Below are 19,949 nucleotides of genomic sequence, written 5' to 3'. Positions count from 1 at the left end.
CTTCAATAAATGATTTGAGCACTATGCAGCTATCGTTACTCGCATCGATATTTATCAAATTTTTATTTGAAAAACCCACAAAAGTCTATTTATAAATAATTGATTTTAAAAGGTAAAACTCGTGAAACATTTTATAGCAAAATACTGTTACACATTCTGCTTGTTTCTTGGTTTAATGACGGTAATGAATCTTGTTTTTAGCTGATATTGATAACCATCACCTTATAATAATTATGATTGCTATCGCAGTATCAGATGAAAACAGGCTATTTTTAAACAAATTAAAAAGGTTTAGTCATGATAGATGCAGACGGCTTTCGCGCCAATGTCGGCATCATCTTGGCAAATACACAAGGGCAGGTTCTGTGGGCAAAACGTATTGGTCACAACGCTTGGCAATTTCCGCAGGGTGGTATCGACCGCGGGGAGACGCCGATGGATGCAATGTATCGCGAGCTCTGGGAAGAGGTCGGTTTACACCCGCGTCATGTGGACTTATTGGCAGTCACTCAAGACTGGCTGCGCTATCGTCTGCCAAAACGTTACGTACGTCATGGCCAGCACCCCTTATGTATTGGGCAAAAACAAAAATGGTTTTTGCTACGCTTAGATGAGCCGAATACCCAACACATCCGCTTTGATGAAGGGAAACCTGAATTTGACCATTGGCAATGGGTCAGCTACTGGTATCCACTCGGACAAGTGATTCACTTCAAACGAGGCGTGTATCGTCGCGCTCTACAAGAGCTGGTACGTGAGCTACCCTTAAAGCAAGAGCTGATCTTGCCTGAGCAAAGCAATCATTTGATTCAATCTTAATCAGTAAAACGTACTTTTATTGTTTGTCATATTACAAAAAGCCTGTATCCAGTGATGCAGGCTTTTTTGTGTGAATGGTTTTAATAATGATGTATAGGTTCTCGTGAAATCAGTAGAAGTTATCACTGACATTGAATAATAAGTTTTTACTCACTAGCCACTGAATGTGGATACTCTCGACTGACAATGTGAGCGGTGATCTCTGAATCTACCCCGCCATTTTTGCTCAATGTCAAAATACTCTGGGTTCGTGTTCCATAAGTAGGCTTGCTGGTGTCAGCATTACCAAAGCTCACAGGCTCAATATAGACAGAGGATAAGGTCTGTTCAAGCTCAGTGCTCATCCCTGTATCTGGCAACTGATCATCCGGTGCCTTGGTATTATCTGACAACACATTGAATGCAGCTGCTTGCCAGTAGGCAGCCGCGCTGTCCTCGGCAATCAATGGCAACACCTCTTGGCGTAAACGCCCACGCAACCGCTCGGTCTTAAACCAGCTGTCCTCTGGCTGACCGTTTGAAATCACATGCAATCCTGTATGCAGTGGCGTAGGTGCATGACCACGATTATTAACAATGACTGCTTGCCGAGTGTCACCGACGATCAGATTAAAGCCTGCATAATTGCGCAAATCAATCTGCCGTGCAAATGCCATCGGACTGAGCGTACTGGTCAAAAAATGCGTGATCAACTCACCACGTGAACGCTCATTAATACCTGCCTGCACACCATCACGAAAGTTCAATACGGCCGCCCAGCGACCATTTTGCTGATAAATAGTGTCATCCTCGCCTACTGTATCTGTTAGCGACTGCTGATGAATACCCAGCCATGTACCGCCACTTTGCTTATCACGCCCTGCATAAATCGGCTGATCAGACCATTGATGCAGCCTCTCTGTCGGACGCTGCAGAAACTCATCGCGATTAGACAATAGCACTAATGGCAGCTCGTCAAACAACTGCCAAGCAATGGCGACAATACACATAATATTCCTTTGATAAACGTTTATGGGGCGCAAGATTTTTGGTAAAAATAAACATCATCGCTTAAAACTGATTTGCTCAGCAAGTATCATCTATCGATCACCACTCAATATCTTATTGGCAGGGTAACTGATTTGGGATGTTGTACGTATCACCTGTGACTGTTTATTCGGCACGTTAAACTCCCACGCTACCATGCCTTGATTGTCATTCCAATTGCGCTCGGTGACAGGCGGCGTGTGGGTGACAGCGACTTTGAGACTGTCATCACGGCTGATAGGCTCGCTCCCCAATACTTGCAGGCGCACAGGGCGGTTATGCTGATTGGTAAATTCATAGGCTTGGGTGGTTGTTAGAGTTTGGGTGCGGTTGAGCACGCCTTTTTCCCCTTGCTTGTCTTCATTGATTAGCGCTTTGACCATCATGCTAGGATCACGACCAAAACCAATCCCCTGCTCTTTTAGCATTTGATAGTTATAGCGCGATTGTCCAACATAGTTGTCATCACGGTACAGCTGTAGTGAGCCATCTACCCACTCTGGCGTCAGAAATGGCGCTGATGCATACCAGTAGGCAGCTGTCTCAACGCTTGGGGTACTACGAACCCACAGCTTACTGCTGCCAGACTGCTCGCCAATGACAGTACGTACTCGCCTGCCACCACTGGGTATCGTCACTCGCTGCGGCAAGCGATATTCAATAATACCGTTTTTATTTTGGCTACTGACCCTAAAGTTCGGCAGTGGTGCCATATTTGGTGCTCTAGAATCGTCGCTATAACCCTCTCTGGCAGATACTACGACAGGCGTGTTATCCGACATAGGTATTGCATACTCAACATTTTGGTTTTCTTCATATAGCGACAGGCGCGGTACATGAGGCAGTCGTCCTGTCGCGCGCTGGTTGGGGTTGGCTGTACTGAGAGTGACAGGAACGTTGGTCCAATTCTCGCCCGTTTGTTGGGCGATAATCGCAGAAGCGGTGATATTTAGCTGCTCGCTATTGGTGTTGAGACGCGCCTGATACGTAGGCTCCCAGCCTGCGCCTTGTACTTGATAATGCAATTTAATGCTACTTGGCGCGCGACTGGCAGTGCGTACACTCACTTGGGTCACATTACTCGCCGTTGACGTGACACTGCTTGCCATCATCTGATTTAGTGTATCTTGGGCGCTTGCTTGTCGCCGCTCCATCTCAATAATACTTTGGTTAATACGGGTCGCCTGCGCCTCTATATCGCGTGCGTTGCTAGCAATCGTACTCGCCGTATTGACTTGCGTGGCCTTAGTCAAATTTTGCAAATAGGCTTTTGCTAAGCGCGCCGCTTCTAATTCCGCATTAATACTAGCTAAAGTATTTTGCTGTGTTTGTACCTCGGCATCGCCTTGATATTGGCACTGGATTGCTTGCTCTCCTGTTAACTCTTCAATACTGATTTCACCAATATTGACATTACCCACCGCCTGCACGCTGAGACTGTCTTTATCCATATAAGGTGATAGGCACGAAAATACCACGGTTTGCTCACCGCTACCAGTAATGGGCAATGCTCGTGTCACACTTGCTAAGCCTTGATAAACCGTTACTTGCTCGATACTACTCTTTGCCGCTTGGGCGACGGGTAACCCTAATACCGTACTGCCCCCAAGCACAAGTGGCAAAACCATAAGGCGCGATCGTTGCGAGCGCCGTGATGAGGTGCGAGCATGAGCCGTTAGGCCAGACCACTGTGTTCGGTATGCGTTCATATATCTTTCCTTGGGGTGTGATTAATCATGGCGTCAGCGTAATCTGTTCATGAGATACGTATGTGAAATAATGTCTATTCTATAGGCTACCGTAGCCGTTTTGCAGATTTTTAGCAATAAGCGCTTTTAGCAACCTCTGTACTTACATAAGCTCTTCTCTATGGCGTGACTTTGTTTTTACATTGCACCAATTTTTTATCTCCTTCCCCGTTATGGTGCGCTCTATTAACAATCGTGCACTAAATTAACGAAAATCATAGAAAATATTTTTTTATTGCTCAAATATTATACGATTATTGGCATTTTTGACTTGGCACGGAACTTGAACGCTTAATAACTGTTCAGGAGCCATACTTTATCTTTTGTGTCTATTTAGGAGATGTCCATGTTTTCGTTACCCACTTTAGCCAATCCTCAGTTTGTTAATGCTCACCTACATGGCAAAATCAAATCACGTTTTTCCTTATTAGCGATTGCCGTCGTTGGTAGCCTGAGTCTAGCTGGCTGTCAAAAGCCTGCCGAAACTGCGGCATCGACAGAGACAACAACCGAAACCACAACAGAGACAACAACCACTCCTGCCGCTGATGGCGACACGATCAAAGTAGGCATCTTACACTCGCTATCTGGCACCATGGCCATTTCTGAAACTTCCCTAAAAGATACCGCACTGATGACCATTGACGAAATCAATGCCAATGGCGGTGTGCTCGGTAAGCAGCTAGAGCCTGTGGTGGTGGACCCTGCCTCTGACTGGCCGTTGTTTGCTGAAAAAGCGCGTCAGCTGCTCACTCAAGATAAAGTCGACGTGATTTTTGGTGGTTGGACCTCGGTCTCGCGCAAGTCTGTCTTGCCCGTGGTTGAAGAGCTGAATGGCTTGATGTTTTATCCCGTTCAGTATGAAGGACAAGAGCAATCAGAAAACATCTTTTATACTGGCGCGGCGCCCAACCAGCAGGCCATTCCAGCGGTAGAGTATTTGATGAGTGAAGAAGGCGGCGGTGCAGAGCGCTTTGTATTATTGGGTACCGATTACGTCTATCCACGTACTACCAACCAGATTCTAAAGGCATTTTTGAAATCAAAAGGCGTGGCTGATGCAGACATCATGGAAGAGTACACACCATTTGGTTTTAGCAACTATCAGACCATCGTCTCGAATATTAAAAAATTCTCAACAGGCAAAAAGACGGCGGTGATATCTACTATTAATGGCGACTCAAACGTACCGTTCTATCGTGAGCTTGCCAACCAAGGTATCAAAGCCTCGGATATTCCCGTCATGGCATTCTCAGTTGGCGAAGAAGAGCTGCGCGGTATCGATACCAGCTTGCTACAAGGACACTTGGCGGCATGGAATTACTTTATGTCGATCAAAAACCCCGTCAATAGCGATTTTACCAAACGCTATAAGCAGTACGCCTTGGACAAAAACCTGCCGAATGCCGACAAGGTTGTGACCAACGATCCTATGGAAGCCACTTATGTGGGTATCAATATGTGGAAACAGGCAGTGGAAGATGCTGGCACCACCGATGTTGATAAAGTACGTATTAGCATGGCTGGACAGACATTCGATGCGCCTTCTGGCTACACCCTCAAGATGGATGAAGAAAACCATCACTTATGGAAGCCTGTCATGATTGGTCAAATTCGCGCCGATGGTCAGTTTGATACGATTTTTAAAACGCCAGAGGTCATCCGAGCGCAGCCATGGAGCGAGTATATCCCGAAATAAATGGCTCCCTCAATAAATAGGTGCTGAAAAGCGCATGGTGGTAGCAAGTATGAATAGTAGACAAATAGACTATATCAATGAACGAGCCACCGCCTACTCGCTATCTTGAAGTTCAGCACTTATTCTCAAAATTTTAAGTACCTCCAAACCTTATCACGGCTTCTATGACTTACTGCGTTAAGTAATAGAGGACAAGGATTTGTTGTCTGTAAAAACAGGGAGCCGCACATGCAGCACCATACTTTACGCCCATTGTTGGGGCAGATATTATCCAAAAACAATAATGATCAGCAAGCAAGGACATACGCGTCTAGTATCTCAATGGTTGTGCCGCGACGGCTGCTGGTATTAATCGCCTTACTGTTAGCGGCCTTCACCACCATCGTTCATGCAGATGACGATGCTCAATCGGCAAATATCGCCACTGTGACCTCAGAGTCGATGACCGATGGTAGTGACACGCTGCGCACCAATAATGAGCAGTCATTGACTACCCCGACACAGCCTACGACGGCAGTATCAGGCGATGCTATTCAACAATTTGTGGCGGGCGATTTTAGTCAGCGCCAAGCCATGCTAAGTGCTTGGCCAGGATCGGTTGAGAGTTTGGACAATCTGGTCGAGTTGATTGCCAATGATGAGCTGTATCAAGGCAACCGTGGGCAAACGTATTTGCTCAATGCAGAGGAGCAACTCTTCACATATCCCGACAAAACCGAAACGTCCGATTGGCCAAGCGATTTGTCCCAAGTCACCTTGACCAATACCTTACGCTCGGCGCTTATCTTTGGACAGGCCAAGGTAAAGCTCGAATCTGACAAGCCAGCACAGCGCTTGCAGGCTGTGGAGATTTTGGCAGATAACATTGATCAAGTCGATCCAGCCATTATCACAGCCGCTGCCGCAAATGAGGACAATGCCAACGTTCAAAAAGCACTAACGGCTCTACAGGCTCGTATTGATTTCAAAAATGGCGATTTACCCACTCAGATTGAGGCTGTGAACCTACTCGCTGATAGCGATAATCCGCAGGTATTGGTTGATCTTGAATCTGCCCTTGCATCTGACAACTTGGATCCCACGCTTGAGGCGGCGCTCAGTGATGCCAGAGATAGCGTGGCACGCCGTATTGAGATAAGCACATGGACAGGTCATATTTTCACTGGCATGAGTACCGCCAGCATTTTATTGCTCGCAGCACTTGGCCTTGCGATTACTTTTGGTTTGCTTGGCGTGATTAATATGGCGCATGGTGAGCTGATTATGATTGGTGCGTATACCACTTATATGGTGCAAAACTTATTTCAAGCTTATCTGCCAGATATGGCGGGTTGGTATTTGCTTGCGGCGGTTCCCGCTGCATTTTTGGTCAGTGCTGTTATCGGTATGATTATTGAGCGCATTGTTATTCGTCCGTTATACGGTCGTGAGCTGGAGACGCTATTGGCAACCTTTGGCGTGAGTCTAATCTTAATGCAATTGGTACGGATGATTTTTGGCGCGCAAAACGTTGAAGTCAGTAATGTGGCGTGGCTCAGCGGTGCCTATCAAGTCTCATCAAGTTTGGTACTGCCTTATAACCGTATTGCCATCATCGTATTTACCGTCATCATCGTGGCGCTACTGGTGTACTTGCTCAACAAAACCCGCTTTGGTTTGTTTATACGCGCCGTCACTCAAAACCGTCAAATGGCACGTGCCGTTGGTATCCCTTCTGCGCGCATCGATATGATGGCATTTGGTTTGGGCTCTGGACTGGCTGGTATGGCTGGTTGTGCGCTTGCTCAAGTGGGCAACGTCGGCCCTGATCTGGGTCAGACGTATATTATCGATACCTTTTTGGTCGTCGTCGTTGGCGGGGTCGGACAAGTATGGGGCGCGGTATTGGCCGCCTTGGGATTGGGTGTCAGTGGTACCGTACTTGAGATTGGTATCGGTGCGGTATTGGCCAAGATTGTGTTGTTGGTTCTTGTGATTCTGTTCATTCAGAAGCGGCCACAAGGTTTATTTGCGCTCAAAGGCCGCTTTGTCGAATAAGGAGACTCTTATGATACTGACCAAATTACTGTCTGATACAAGGCGTAGCGCCATTTTAATCGGTTTGTGCTTTGCCGTGCTATTGATACTCCCTTGGCTACACTTAATGCCAGAGACGTCACCTTTTCATCTCTCTGCCTACTGGATTACCCTAATTGGCAAAATCATGGCATTGGCAATGGTGGCCTTGGCACTAGATCTGGTCTGGGGCTACGCTGGTATTTTGAGCTTGGGGCATGGTTTATATTTTGCGCTGGGTGGTTATGCATTTGGCATGTACTTAACGCGTGAGACTGCTGGCGATGGCTTGCCTGATTTTATGCGTTTTTTGAGCTGGACTGAGATGCCATGGTATTGGGCCGGCACGCAGCATTTTTGGTGGGCGATGGCATTGGTGGTTTTGGTGCCAGGTGTGATTGCCTTTATCTTTGGTTTTTTTGCTTTCCGCTCAAAAATCAAAGGTGTTTATTTTTCTATCATCACTCAGGCCATGGTCTATGCCGCCGCCCTGCTATTCTTCCGTAACGAAACAGGATTTGGTGGCAATAACGGCTTCACGGGCTTTACTACCCTCTTAGGTTATGACATTACTGCTGCCTCAACCCGTTCTATGCTGTGTTTTGTTACCGCCTTGGCATTACTCCTCTCTTACATGGGTCTGCGTTATTTGATGAATCAGCCGTACGGGCGAGTGCTAGGCGCAATTCGTGATAGCGAAAACCGCTTACAGTATTTAGGCTATCGCACGCTGTGGTACAAGCTCTCCGCTTGGGTATTATCCGCTGTCATTGCCGGTATCGCAGGTGCGCTCTATGTGCCGCAAGTCGGTATTATCAATCCAAGTGAGATGAACCCTGTGAACTCAATTGAGATGGCCGTTTGGGTAGCCACTGGTGGTCGAGGCAGCTTGGTGGGTGCGATTTTGGGGACAGGTGTGGTGAATGCAGTAAAAACCTATTTTACGGTTGCCTATCCTGAGTTTTGGCTATTGATATTGGGCGGGCTGTTCGTTGTAGTCACCTTATTTTTGCCCAATGGCATCATGGGCTTGTTCGATCGCTTCAAGAAGGAGAAACAGTAATGCTAACTGATAAATCAACACCATCTGAGCAGTCAATCCATGAGTATGGGCGTACTCATGGTGGTACGGGTCGCAGCCACCCAAAGCCAGCAGGCGTCGATTTTAGCCATGGCATTGCGCTATATCTAGAAGAGGTGAGCGTTTGGTTTGACTCGTTTCGCGCACTCAACAATCTGTCGCTCTATATTGAGGAAGGCGAGCTACGCTGTATCATCGGCCCCAATGGTGCGGGTAAAACCACGCTGATGGATGTCATCACTGGTAAAACTCGACCTACCGAAGGCAGTGTGTTTTTTGGTCAAACGCATAATCTTGCCAGCCTATCTACCGAAGAAATCGCTGAAGCGGGTATCGGGCGTAAGTTTCAAAAACCCACCGTGTTCGAAAATTTTACGGTAATGGATAATTTGCTACTTGCTGCGCCAAAAGACAAGCGCGTGGTCAAAAGCTTGTTCAACAAACTCGATGCCGATACGCGCGATACCCTCAATTCGACCCTTGAGCAAATCCGCTTGACGGACAAAATCAATAAGCCAGCAGGCTTACTCTCTCATGGTCAAAAGCAATGGCTAGAGATTGGTATGCTGTTGATGCAAAGCCCCAAGCTCATTTTGCTCGATGAGCCTGTGGCTGGTATGACGGATGCCGAAACTGAGCATACTGCCGAGCTGTGCCTGCGCCTCAAACAGAACCATACCTTAGTGGTGGTCGAGCATGACATGACTTTTATTGATGCGATTAGTGAAAAAGTCACCGTATTGGCACAAGGGGCGATATTGGCCGAAGGTACCTTGGCGGAAGTGCAAGCCAATGAAGCGGTGATTGAGTCCTATTTAGGTCGATAGTTGGACAATGATTCAATACATCATTAGCCCATAAACCGCGAAACTATGCAAATGCCAAGCTATGCAAATGCCAAGCTATGCAAATGCGAAACCCTGCAAATATTAAAAATCATTGAAAGATTAGGAGACCGTCATGTTACAAGTCAATGGTATCAATCAATATTACGGCGGCAGTCATATTTTACGAGATGTCTCGTTTACAGCGCCTGTAGGCGCGTGCAGTGTGGTACTTGGACGTAATGGCGTGGGCAAAACCACGCTACTCAAATGCCTGATGGGGATATTACCGATAAAATCAGGACAAATTTTGCTCAATGACCAAGACATCAGCAAACTCTCCCCCGAGCAGCGCGTGCGAGCAGGTTTGGCTTATGTGCCGCAAGGTCGCGATATCTTTTCGACACTAACGGTAGAAGAAAATATCTTAATTGGTATGGCAAAGTTTTCACGCGCTAAAGCCAAGCAAGTACCCAAGCATTTATATGATATTTTCCCAGTGCTTGATGAGATGAAACATCGCCGCGGTGGTGATTTGTCTGGCGGTCAGCAGCAGCAGCTTGCCATTGCTCGTGCGCTCGCCTCCGAGCCGTCTGTCCTTATTTTGGATGAGCCAACCGAAGGTATTCAGCCGTCTATTATCAAAGATATCGGTCGTGTGCTTCGCGACTTGGCTGACAAAGGGGACATGGCGATTGTACTGGTTGAGCAGTTTTATGAGTTTGCCGAAGAGCTTGCTGACAATTACACCGTGCTCTCGCGTGGCAAGGTCATCTCTCAAGGTGCAGGTGATACGATGGTCGACAACAAGGTACAAGATTTGGTCGCCATTTGATGACTCTTTCTCATACTTAGATAGTCATGCTCGCTCTTTGCCACTAATAATTGTGTCTCTATCTTACGCTGTGCATCATGAGAAACTCTTTATGATCGGTCTAAACCGCTCGCCTCTCTTCTATCATCCATATCTAGGGCATCAAATCAATGCCCTAAATCATCAATACCGCGTGCTTGCCTTGATAGCAATTGTGTATGACCAGCGCTTGAAATTTGCTATTATAGTCAGCACTTTATTATCGATATTATGACACTCTTATGATGATTCATCCTCAGTACGATCCTGTCGCCTTGGCACTTGGGCCCGTCGAAGTCCACTGGTATGGGCTGATGTATTTATTGGCGTTTGCTGCCGCTTACGGTCTGGCATGGTATCGCAGTACCAAGCGTGAGGGCTGGACGACAGATATGGTCTCAGATCTCGTGTTCTTTGGCGCACTGGGTGTCATCTTAGGTGGTCGTGTCGGTTACGTGTTGTTTTATCAGTTTGGCGAGTTGCTACAAAACCCAGCCTACATCTTCAAGGTCTGGGAAGGCGGCATGTCATTCCATGGTGGCCTGATTGGTGTCATGCTGGGGATGCTGTACTTTGCTCGCAAATATAAAAAGACTCCGTTTCAAGTACTCGATTTTATCGTGCCTTGCGTGCCGACGGGCTTATTGTTTGGGCGTATTGGCAACTATATCAATGGCGAGTTATGGGGCCGTGTCTCTGATGGTGGCTATAACTGGCTCACCTACTTTCCCCAAGCGGCTGGCTTTGATATGCAGCAGCTACAGGCCAATCCTGAGCTACAAGAGGTGATGACTGAGGTCAATGGTCAGTATTTATTGCCTCGTCATCCGTCACAACTGTATGAAGCCTTTGCTGAAGGTCTGCTGTTATTCTTGTTCCTGTGGTGGTACTCATCAAAACCTCGTCCGCGTATGGCAGTGACTGGTGTCTTTATGCTGGGCTATGGCTTGAGCCGCTTTATCATTGAGTTCTTCCGTCAACCAGACGTTGACCAAGGATTTATTTTGTTAGGCTGGGTGACCAAAGGGCAAATATTGAGCACGCCGATGATTATTATCGGTCTGTTTTTAATCGGTTACGCTTACAAGCGCGGTATCTACGATTGGGGTAAGCATGCCGCTTACTAAGGCTCTCGCCTTACCGATAAAACGATTAATAACTTGAATAAGAGGGTACGCCTCATAACGCCTACCCTAGCAATACTTTTAACAATGACAGCTTCTATGTGGATTATTAGCCTAATCTGTGGACGCTGTCAGCAGTAATTAAAGAGCATTTTTATGATCAATGGCACCCAAAGCAACAACGAACAAGCATATCTTGATTTGCTGCGCCACGTCTTAGACAACGGAACCGCAAAAGGCGATCGTACTGGTACAGGTACGCTGAGTCATTTTGGCGCGCAGCTGCGTTTTGACTTAGCGGTAGGTTTTCCATTATTGACGACCAAAAAAGTCCACTTTAAGTCCATTGCTTATGAGCTACTATGGTTTTTGAGTGGCAGCACCCACGTTCAATACTTGCAAGACCATGGCGTGCGTATCTGGAATGAGTGGGCGACAGCGGAGCAAACCGCACGTTTCAATCGTCCTGAAGGTGAGCTGGGCCCTGTCTACGGTCATCAATGGCGTAACTATGGTGCAAGTAAAGGCGCGGACGGCAGCTACAACGATGATGGTGTCGATCAAATCGCACAGGTCGTTGAGCAAATCAAGACCAACCCCAACTCGCGCCGCTTGATTGTTTCTGGCTGGAATCCAGGAGAGGCAGAGCAAGTGGCACTACCCCCGTGTCATACACTGTTTCAGTTTTTTGTGGCGGATGGTAAGCTCTCCTGCCAGCTGTATCAACGTTCGGCTGATCTTTTCCTAGGTGTGCCCTTTAACATTGCCAGTTATGCGTTATTGACGCATATGGTCGCGCAAGTGTGTGATCTGGAGGTTGGTGAATTTGTTTGGACAGGTGGTGATTGCCACATTTACCAAAACCACCGTGAGCAGGCTGAGCTACAACTGACACGTTCGCTATATACACCGCCAACATTGACCCTGAATCCAGAGGTGAAAGATATTTTTGCCTTTGAATACGACGATATTAGCGTCAATAACTATGAGTCTCATCCGACCATCAAAGCCAAAGTTGCCGTTTAAAATACGTCTCATGCACGACAATAAATAAGTCTGTAAGTTAAAATACAGACGTTTAAAAATATAATAGAAAGGACCCATTATGAGCTATGCCCACACTGAAGTTGCCCAAATCGCCGCCATAAGTAGCAATCGCTGTATCGGTAAAAACAACGAGCTGCCGTGGCATATCTCACAAGACCTGCAGCACTTCAAAAAAATGACCACACGTGACCCGCAAAATACGGCCTCTAGTAGCGATATTCAGGGCATCGTCATTATGGGTCGTAAGACGTTTGAATCCATGGGTAGCAAGCCTTTACCAAAGCGTGTGTGCTTTATCATCTCTACCCAAATGGACTATGCAGAACAGCAAGGACTGGTCGGACATGAATACGCGCATGTGGTGCATAATTTAGATGATGCCCTTACTCATGCCGCAAGTTTGGCACATGGGCTACATCTGGAGACGATCTGGGTGATTGGCGGTGAGCGCGTCTTTAGCGAAGCACTGATGTATACCGACCGCATTGAGCTGACCCACGTAGATACTGATATTACGGATGGTGATGCGTTCTATCCTGAGCTACCAGATCGCTTCAAAGTAGCAGAAGAATCTGAGCAAATGCACGATGAAAAAAGTGATTTGAGCTTCAAATTTACGACCTATAAAGTAGAGAAGACTGACCAATAGTGTTTGATTGACTCAAAAAAAAGGGTCAGCTTCAGATATGTATATTTATCAAAGCTGACCCTTTTTTATTTACTATCGTTTTAGCGTTACAGATCTACTCGTGTAATACTTTATAAACCGTCTTTGCCAGTACAGGGCCAATCCCTTGTACGCCTGCCAACTCTTGCTGTGACGCGCCAAGCAGTTGCTGCATACCGCCAAAGTGATTGAGTAAATCACGGCGGCGCTTTTCACCAAGACCTGGAATGACCTCAAGTACCGATGAGGAGCGGCGCTTATCGCGTTTTTTACGATGGGCGGTGATCGCAAAACGATGCGCCTCATCGCGAATATGCATCAGTAAATGTAATGCTTTGCTATCCATGGGCAAATCTAATGGCTCATGATCCAAAAAGTGCAACACTTCAAGTCCCGCCTTACGCCCTTCCCCTTTGGCAACACCAATGAGCAAGGTATCACCAAGAATGCCCAATTCAACCAGCACTTCTTTCGCCATACTCAGCTGACCCTTACCACCATCGATAAGCAACAAATCAGGCAACGGCTGCTTTTTATACCGCCTTGTCAGCACTTGCTTCATGGCTGCATAGTCATCGCCGCCTTGGATATCATGAATGGCATATTGACGGTAGTCACGCCTGCGCGCACCGCCTTGATCAAATACGACGCAACTACCGATGGTCGCCTCACCCATGGTATGCGCGATATCAAAACATTCAATGCGATCAATGGTGCGATCAGTCACCTCAGCCAGTACGTCTTTTAGTGCGCCAAAGCGTGCGTGCAATTCTAAATAATCACCAAGCTTAGTCTTTAGGGCATTACTGGTATTGAGTGTTGCCAAATCCAGCCACTCTGAGCGATGCTCACGCACATTGGTTTTGATGACTACTTTGCTGCCAAAATGCGTTGCCAATGCTTCGCTTACTGCTACCTGATCAGGAATCTCATGGCTTAATATAACCTCTGCTGGCAGATCGTCCGTCACCTGAAAATAAAACGAGGTAATAAAAGCTGATAGGTTATCTGCTAGCGACTCGCTACTGTCCACATCAGGGAAATAGTTTTTACCGCCTAACACGCGACCACCGCGCACGGTCAGCACGTTGACGCAAGTCATGCCCGCCTGACTATCAATGGCAATCACATCTGCCTCACCTTGCACGGTGTAGACAGCTTGCCTTGCTTGCACTTCGCGTAGCATCGACAATTGATCACGGTACAATACCGCCTTTTCAAAATCTAACGCTTCGGCAGCGCCTTCCATTTTCTCGATCAGCGTACTATGAATATCACTAGAGTCGCCCTTCAAAAAGCGAATGGTGTTATTCACATCTTCTGCATACTCTTCCGGCGATACCAGTCCAACGCAGGGCGCACGGCAACGCTTAATCTGATACTCCAGACAAGGGCGCTGGCGCTGCTTAAAAAAGGTGTTGGTACATTGGCGCATTTGAAACATTTTTTGCATCAACACTAGCGTTTCTTTTGCTGCATGGGCAGAGGGAAATGGGCCAAAGAAACGACCTTTTTGATGATTGCCTTTGCCGCGTCCATACGCCAAACGTGGATAAGGCTTATCCGCTGAGATAAACACGTATAGATACGACTTATCATCACGTAGCAAGACGTTATAAGGCGGGCGATACTCTTTAATTAAGTTCTGCTCGAGCAACAAAGCCTCGGTCTCACTACGCGTGATAATGGTCTCAATATTATGAATCCGTGCCACCAGTGCCCGCGTTTTTGGATGATCGATCGTCTTGGCAAAGTAACTATTCACACGGCTTTTTAGCGACTTGGCTTTACCAACGTATAAAATATCGCCGTTTTTGCCCAGCATCTTATATACCCCTGGCAAATTAGGCAAGTTCTTGATCAGATGCTTAAGACGGGCTTTTTTGTCATCGACAGGACTCAATTCTGAGACAGTAACCATAGAATGTATTGCTCTTAAAAATCTTAGTAATACTGCTAGTTATGGGGCAGGAATCGTGGTTTTGCAAGCTGATTATTGCCTCGATAGCACGCACAAAAAAGCCAGCTTTATGCTGACTTCGTTTGTTCGGTTATATGCTAATTATCAATGGTCTAATGACGGAAGTTTGCCATTAATGCTGGAATACCTGGCAACATACCGACGATAGCCATCACGCCAGTCAGTACCACGAACATAATACCTGGTATGATCCATCGGCTCATTTTAGTCAAATTAGCACTGCGCTCTTTTGAGCCAATCAAGCCCAAATTATCAAGCAATAGCGTGAGTGACCAACCAAAGGCTGGGTTCACTAAGGCAGAAGCAAACACCACAATAGCAGCAGACTGCGTGGTTTTACCTTCGCGCGTCATCTCCATGCCAGCCTCTAAGAGTGGGATGAAAACCCCAACGATCAATGCCACGCACATCACGGGTTGCCAGATGGCCAAATCCATTGGATAGCCCCAAACACCTGCGATAATACAGAACAAGGCCGTCAATAGCGCACCAGCAGGAATCGGACGCCTAGCAATCGCCGCAGGGACAATATACGTTCCCCAAGATGACGCAAAGTTGGCACCGCCTAGCACAGAGCCCACTACCTGACGAAATGAAGCGCTGGTCATCGTGTCATCGATGTCCATGAGCACTTTTTCAGTACGCTTAGGGTAGCTGATTTTTTGGAATACCTGATGACCCAAAAAATCTGGCGACCACATAGCAACTGCCAAGATAGCAAACGGCAATACCACAATGAAGCTTTCAATCGTCGGTAGCCCTAACATCCAACCTGTATTCTCACCCCACCAATACATTGGGTTCATATGCGGTAGACCTGGTGCCGTTTTGAACGCAAAAGGTGCGCCCAATGCAAAAGCAAGACCGCCACCTAACACGCAACTGAGCGGAACCGCAAGCCAGCGCTTTTGCCAATGTTCAAGCAATGCATATAGCAGGATAGTCGCTAGAATAATAAAGAAAGCAATGTGCGACATACCAATCCCTTCTGCCCAAGCAAAAAGGTTCTTAACCTGTGACGTCGTACCGATAAACCCTAAGTAGATTAAGAGGCCACCGCATACGCCTTTACTGGTTAAATTGGCCAGTAAGCTTCCTCCTTTACTAATAGCAAGCAGCAGGCCAAAAGCCCCAATGAGTAGGCCAAAAGCCATTGGATGCCCACCTGCAGCAACGACAATGGGAATCAATGGAATAAGTGGCCCATGAGTACCAGCGAGGTTGGCTGTCGGTAGCAGAAATCCAGAAAATAAGATAATAAAGAACGAGACAATCAACAGCTCATAACGAACGTTTTCTAAAACAAACGCATCACCTAAGCCGAGTGGTCCTGCAAAAGTTGCTGCAATAGCGCCTACCATGACCACTTTACCGATGGTCGCTGCCATCGCTGGGATAGTATCTTCATACTCAAAACGATAATCACGAAATGGTAAATTGGGACGCCAACGTTTTGGCTGCATAATTTGTAATTCGTGGTTGAGATAGGCATCTCGACTGTCGAAGCTTGAGCTTGGCTTATGCAAATCTATATAACTGCCTTGCAATTCGCTGTCTTGATTGGCTGGGTTTGGTCGCGGCGTATTAGACCCTGAAGATGAGGCCTGAATATTACTCATCACATTTCCTTGTGTCCATTAGGTTTTGATTGAATACTTTTTTGGTTTGGCGTTAGCTAAATGACCAATCGGTCATGATAAGCGGAAAACCATTGTATGTTAAGGCATAAGGAAATGCGAATTTAAGGTGAATTAAAAAGACTACATATATCGTTATAAAAATAAATTAAAGTTTTCATTGGATACAATAATAAACTTAATAGGAAACTATTGGGAATAGACAGCGCTAATTTAGACATAAAATTAAATTAAAGGCCAATTTTCTTAAGAATAACTGACATCTGAACATTTTTTATCATATAACTAAATACTAAAGATAGTTATATTAAATATTGCTTTGCGATAACTATAAAGACTATGCTTAGTTACGCTTTGAAACTAGCGAGTGCAGTCATTTTTAACTATGATAAATGTCTTTGTCGTTTATCGTCTAATAGCAAGCACTAAGAAACAGCGCTACCCATATCACTGAAAAATCAATAAAAGCAACAGGATAGATTTATGAGTGTACGTCCCAGCAATTTTGAGACTTTGAAGCGTCGAGCCAAGCAAAGTATCATGCCGCTACTGACCCCGCATCTTTTAAAGCTGCGACTCAATACTTACGCGCCCTATATCGGTGCAGGCATCAAAATCGACCACATCAGCCTCGATCAGGGATTGTGCGTGGTCAGCATGGAACTGACCACTCTCAACAAAAATATCGTCGGTACACAATTCGGTGGTAGTTTATACTCCATGGTAGATCCCTTCTATATGCTCATGCTGATGCATCAATTAGGTAGCAACTATGTGGTCTGGGACAAAAGCTCACATATTGATTTTATCGCGCCCGGTAACAGTAAAGTCACCGCGCGAATGAAAATACCTAGCACTGAGGTAATTACCATTCAAGAGTTGGCAAAAGACGGTGAAGCTGTATTTCGTGAATATAAAGTCGATATCGTAGACGATCAGCAAAAGCTCATTGCTACCGTCACCAAAACCTTGTATATCAGACTACGCAAATACAGCAAATCTAAAGAGCAGGCCAGCCGAATTGAAACACCCCATACTGAATAGTTTTTGGCTACTTTACTGGTAAGGCTTTTTGACTAATGACAAGGCATAGTATCTATCAGCTGTGAATATCCAGTTAACCAACCAGCAAGTTTAAATTGATAAGCGCGCACATACAAAAACCCCAATCTAGCATTCGCATAGATTGGGGTTTTGTCTTTTTTGGTATGGCCCGCTTATTTATAAATAAACCTATGAATAAGGGCTTGTATCTACTATTACCTTATTTGAGTCAATCCTAAAATAATACGATCAACTCAAAACGGCAAACTTGTGCTTAAATACCAGGTGCAGTATCAACGGCATCAGGTACACCAGCGTCAGTCTTTTTCTGAGCTGGACGTGGCGCAAGTTTTTCGCGGATACGTGCTGATTTACCAGAACGCTCACGTAAGTAGTACAGTTTCGCACGGCGAACAGCACCGCGGCGTTTCACTTCAATGCTATCGATCAGTGGTGAGTGCAGCTGGAATGCACGCTCAACACCAACGCCGCTTGAGATTTTACGTACGGTAAACGCTGAGTTTAGACCGCGATTACGCTTAGCAATTACAACGCCTTCAAAAGCCTGTAAACGCTCACGCTCACCTTCACGTACTTTTACTTGTACCACAACGGTATCGCCGGGTGCAAAGTTTGGGCGCTCAATCAATTGAGCATTTTCGATGACCTGAACCAATGGATGCTTGTTGCTCATGAGAGTTATCTCCTCACATTAGATAATAGAGGCTTGACGCATATCACCTGTTTGTAATAATTAATTGTATCTCTTTATAGGAAGATACAACATAAATGGGTTATAACCAACGGCCACTATGCGATGACTCGTTTTATTATTGCTCAAAATTCTGTTTCTTAACTGTTTATTAAGCTTAATGACGATAAAGTCAGGTATCAACAACCTACTTTTTATCTGCTTTTGCTAGTGCTTCAAGCCATTTCGCTTGCTCTACCGTCGGAGTAAACGCTTGCCACAAATCTGGACGACGCGTTTGCGTACGACTGACTTGCTGAGCAAAACGCCACTTAGCAATATTGGCATGGTGTCCTGAGAGTAATACCTCAGGGACGCTCATACCTGCAAACTCATGCGGCTTGGTATAATGCGGACAGTCAAGCAAGCCATCGACAAACGAGTCTTGCTCTGCTGACTTGTCATCCCCCATGATATCGGGTAGACGACGTATCACGCTATCCATCAGCACCATTGCCGGTAGCTCACCACCAGTCAACACATAATCGCCCAATGATACTTCCATATCGACATATTGTGACAGTAGGCGCTCGTCGATGCCTTCATAACGACCGCATAATAAAATTATGCCATCATAATCAGTCATACCGATGACACTACTCTCACTAAGCGTTTGCCCTTGCGGTGACATATAAATCACCGGACAATGCTCACTATCGACACGGCAACCGTATTCCTTGGCACGCAAGCGTGCATCCTCAATGGCTTTTGACAATGGCTCAGCCATCATCACCATCCCAGGACCGCCACCATAAGGGCGCTCATCAATACGGCGATAGTTATCAGTGGTATAATCACGTGGATTAATGCATTCAATTGTAACTTGCTCCTGAGTCACTGCCCGTCCCGTGATTCCAAACTCACGAATCGTGGCAAACATCTCAGGAAAAATACTAATGACGGCAAAATACATCTGATGTCTACTTACATTGAGGCTAAAACAATCGGTGTGACTATTAACAAATTCTGACTAAAAAGCCAGAAGCGATATCACCAGAGGCAATATTAATAATCACTTGGCCATGCCACAAGTACAGTTTTTTCAGTCGTATCGACTTCTATCACCGTTTGCTTATGCCATGGAATTAGGCGCTCTTCATTATCCAAACTGTCTGAATTGGTTCCCACGCGCATGATGTCGTGGGCACCAGTTTCAAACATTTCAGTGATATTGCCTAGATACTCGTTCTGCTCGTTCATCACGCGCATACCGACCAAATCCGACCAATAATATTCGTCTTCAGCTGTTTCCGGCAAGACATTTTGTTCGACCCAAACGGTCACACCGTTCATGGTCTCAGCAACATTGCGATCAGGAATCTGCTCAAATTGAGCCACAAGTCCTGTGCCTTGCTCACGCCAAGCTTTCACAGTCAAAGGCTTCATGCCAGTAGCAGTTTTCATCCACCACGGCTTCATGTCGAATATTGCTGTACGATCATCCGTATCGCTAAATACCCAAAGCCAACCTTTGATGCCGTAAGGCTTCTTGAGTTGACCAATTTTCATGAGATCACTAGCGTTTGGAGTGGATGACATAGCAGCTAACCTAACAATGATTAAAACAGCAATTACAAAAGCAATTGTGTCAAA

At 46.1% G+C, this 19,949-nt stretch carries 17 protein-coding genes; 10 read left to right on the top strand and 7 right to left on the bottom strand.

Annotated features, from left to right (window positions below):
• Nucleotides 1–297: 297 nt before the first annotated feature.
• Entirely contained in the window at nucleotides 298–819 is a 522-nt protein-coding gene (locus AC58CZ_RS11660; RefSeq protein WP_058023527.1) for an RNA pyrophosphohydrolase, read from the top strand.
• A 146-nt stretch (nucleotides 820–965) separates the two neighbouring features.
• On the opposite strand, the gene AC58CZ_RS11655 is transcribed toward AC58CZ_RS11660, so the two are convergent.
• Both AC58CZ_RS11655 and AC58CZ_RS11650 read right to left on the bottom strand, forming a co-directional pair.
• Nucleotides 966–1,808 (bottom strand): NRDE family protein, encoded by an 843-nt coding sequence (locus AC58CZ_RS11655; protein ID WP_494224560.1) that lies wholly within the window; start codon nucleotides 1,806–1,808, stop codon nucleotides 966–968.
• Between the two features lie 90 nt (nucleotides 1,809–1,898).
• Nucleotides 1,899–3,554, bottom strand: a complete 1,656-nt coding sequence (locus AC58CZ_RS11650) for a mucoidy inhibitor MuiA family protein (RefSeq protein ID WP_494224559.1) — start codon at nucleotides 3,552–3,554, stop codon at nucleotides 1,899–1,901.
• A 385-nt stretch (nucleotides 3,555–3,939) separates the two neighbouring features.
• Here AC58CZ_RS11650 and urtA point away from each other — a divergent pair, with 385 nt between their 5' ends.
• The 8 genes from urtA to AC58CZ_RS11610 all read left to right on the top strand — a co-directional run bounded on the left by urtA (nucleotide 3,940) and on the right by AC58CZ_RS11610 (nucleotide 12,925).
• Nucleotides 3,940–5,292 carry an urea ABC transporter substrate-binding protein gene (gene urtA, locus AC58CZ_RS11645; RefSeq protein ID WP_494224558.1) on the top strand — a complete coding sequence of 451 codons (1,353 nt, stop codon included), beginning with the start codon at nucleotides 3,940–3,942 and terminating at the stop codon, nucleotides 5,290–5,292.
• Between the two features lie 441 nt (nucleotides 5,293–5,733).
• On the top strand, nucleotides 5,734–7,329 hold the full coding sequence (gene urtB, locus AC58CZ_RS11640; RefSeq protein WP_494224598.1) for an urea ABC transporter permease subunit UrtB: 1,596 nt from the start codon (nucleotides 5,734–5,736) through the stop codon (nucleotides 7,327–7,329).
• Between the two features lie 10 nt (nucleotides 7,330–7,339).
• The gene (gene urtC, locus AC58CZ_RS11635) at nucleotides 7,340–8,410 is read left to right on the top strand and encodes an urea ABC transporter permease subunit UrtC (protein ID WP_071002819.1); all 1,071 of its coding nucleotides are present in this window, start codon (nucleotides 7,340–7,342) and stop codon (nucleotides 8,408–8,410) included.
• 35 nt (nucleotides 8,411–8,445) lie between these two features.
• Entirely contained in the window at nucleotides 8,446–9,255 is an 810-nt protein-coding gene (gene urtD, locus AC58CZ_RS11630) for an urea ABC transporter ATP-binding protein UrtD (RefSeq protein WP_071003742.1), read from the top strand.
• A gap of 133 nt (nucleotides 9,256–9,388) precedes the next feature.
• Complete coding sequence (urtE, locus tag AC58CZ_RS11625; RefSeq protein WP_058023522.1) at nucleotides 9,389–10,087, top strand: urea ABC transporter ATP-binding subunit UrtE; 699 nt, start codon at nucleotides 9,389–9,391, stop codon at nucleotides 10,085–10,087.
• Nucleotides 10,088–10,347: 260 nt separating this feature from the next.
• On the top strand, nucleotides 10,348–11,232 hold the full coding sequence (gene lgt / locus AC58CZ_RS11620) for a prolipoprotein diacylglyceryl transferase (RefSeq protein ID WP_494224557.1): 885 nt from the start codon (nucleotides 10,348–10,350) through the stop codon (nucleotides 11,230–11,232).
• A gap of 153 nt (nucleotides 11,233–11,385) precedes the next feature.
• On the top strand, nucleotides 11,386–12,255 hold the full coding sequence (locus AC58CZ_RS11615) for a thymidylate synthase (RefSeq protein WP_494224556.1): 870 nt from the start codon (nucleotides 11,386–11,388) through the stop codon (nucleotides 12,253–12,255).
• Nucleotides 12,256–12,334: 79 nt separating this feature from the next.
• Nucleotides 12,335–12,925 (top strand): dihydrofolate reductase, encoded by a 591-nt coding sequence (locus AC58CZ_RS11610; RefSeq protein ID WP_494224555.1) that lies wholly within the window; start codon nucleotides 12,335–12,337, stop codon nucleotides 12,923–12,925.
• A 94-nt stretch (nucleotides 12,926–13,019) separates the two neighbouring features.
• Here AC58CZ_RS11610 and uvrC read toward each other — a convergent pair whose 3' ends face one another.
• Both uvrC and AC58CZ_RS11600 read right to left on the bottom strand, forming a co-directional pair.
• A complete protein-coding gene (gene uvrC, locus AC58CZ_RS11605; RefSeq protein WP_494224554.1) occupies nucleotides 13,020–14,864 on the bottom strand; it encodes an excinuclease ABC subunit UvrC in 1,845 nt (614 codons plus the stop codon).
• Between the two features lie 152 nt (nucleotides 14,865–15,016).
• Entirely contained in the window at nucleotides 15,017–16,543 is a 1,527-nt protein-coding gene (locus tag AC58CZ_RS11600) for a DUF3360 family protein (RefSeq protein WP_058023517.1), read from the bottom strand.
• 501 nt (nucleotides 16,544–17,044) lie between these two features.
• On the opposite strand from AC58CZ_RS11600, the gene AC58CZ_RS11595 reads away from it, so the two are divergent.
• On the top strand, nucleotides 17,045–17,605 hold the full coding sequence (locus AC58CZ_RS11595) for a DUF4442 domain-containing protein (protein ID WP_494224553.1): 561 nt from the start codon (nucleotides 17,045–17,047) through the stop codon (nucleotides 17,603–17,605).
• Between the two features lie 274 nt (nucleotides 17,606–17,879).
• Here the strand turns inward: AC58CZ_RS11595 and rplS are convergent, their stop codons facing one another.
• The 3 genes from rplS to rimM form a co-directional block, all read right to left on the bottom strand.
• Complete coding sequence (gene rplS / locus AC58CZ_RS11590; protein ID WP_075106449.1) at nucleotides 17,880–18,299, bottom strand: 50S ribosomal protein L19; 420 nt, start codon at nucleotides 18,297–18,299, stop codon at nucleotides 17,880–17,882.
• Nucleotides 18,300–18,504: 205 nt separating this feature from the next.
• Nucleotides 18,505–19,269: a tRNA (guanosine(37)-N1)-methyltransferase TrmD gene (trmD, locus tag AC58CZ_RS11585; RefSeq protein ID WP_494224552.1), complete on the bottom strand. Its 765-nt coding sequence runs from the start codon at nucleotides 19,267–19,269 to the stop codon at nucleotides 18,505–18,507.
• A gap of 92 nt (nucleotides 19,270–19,361) precedes the next feature.
• The gene (gene rimM / locus AC58CZ_RS11580) at nucleotides 19,362–19,895 is read right to left on the bottom strand and encodes a ribosome maturation factor RimM (RefSeq protein ID WP_289116316.1); all 534 of its coding nucleotides are present in this window, start codon (nucleotides 19,893–19,895) and stop codon (nucleotides 19,362–19,364) included.
• Nucleotides 19,896–19,949 lie beyond the last annotated feature (54 nt).

Source organism: Psychrobacter sp. CR212, assembly GCF_059693765.1.
This window is presented reverse-complemented; position numbering and strand designations above follow the sequence as displayed.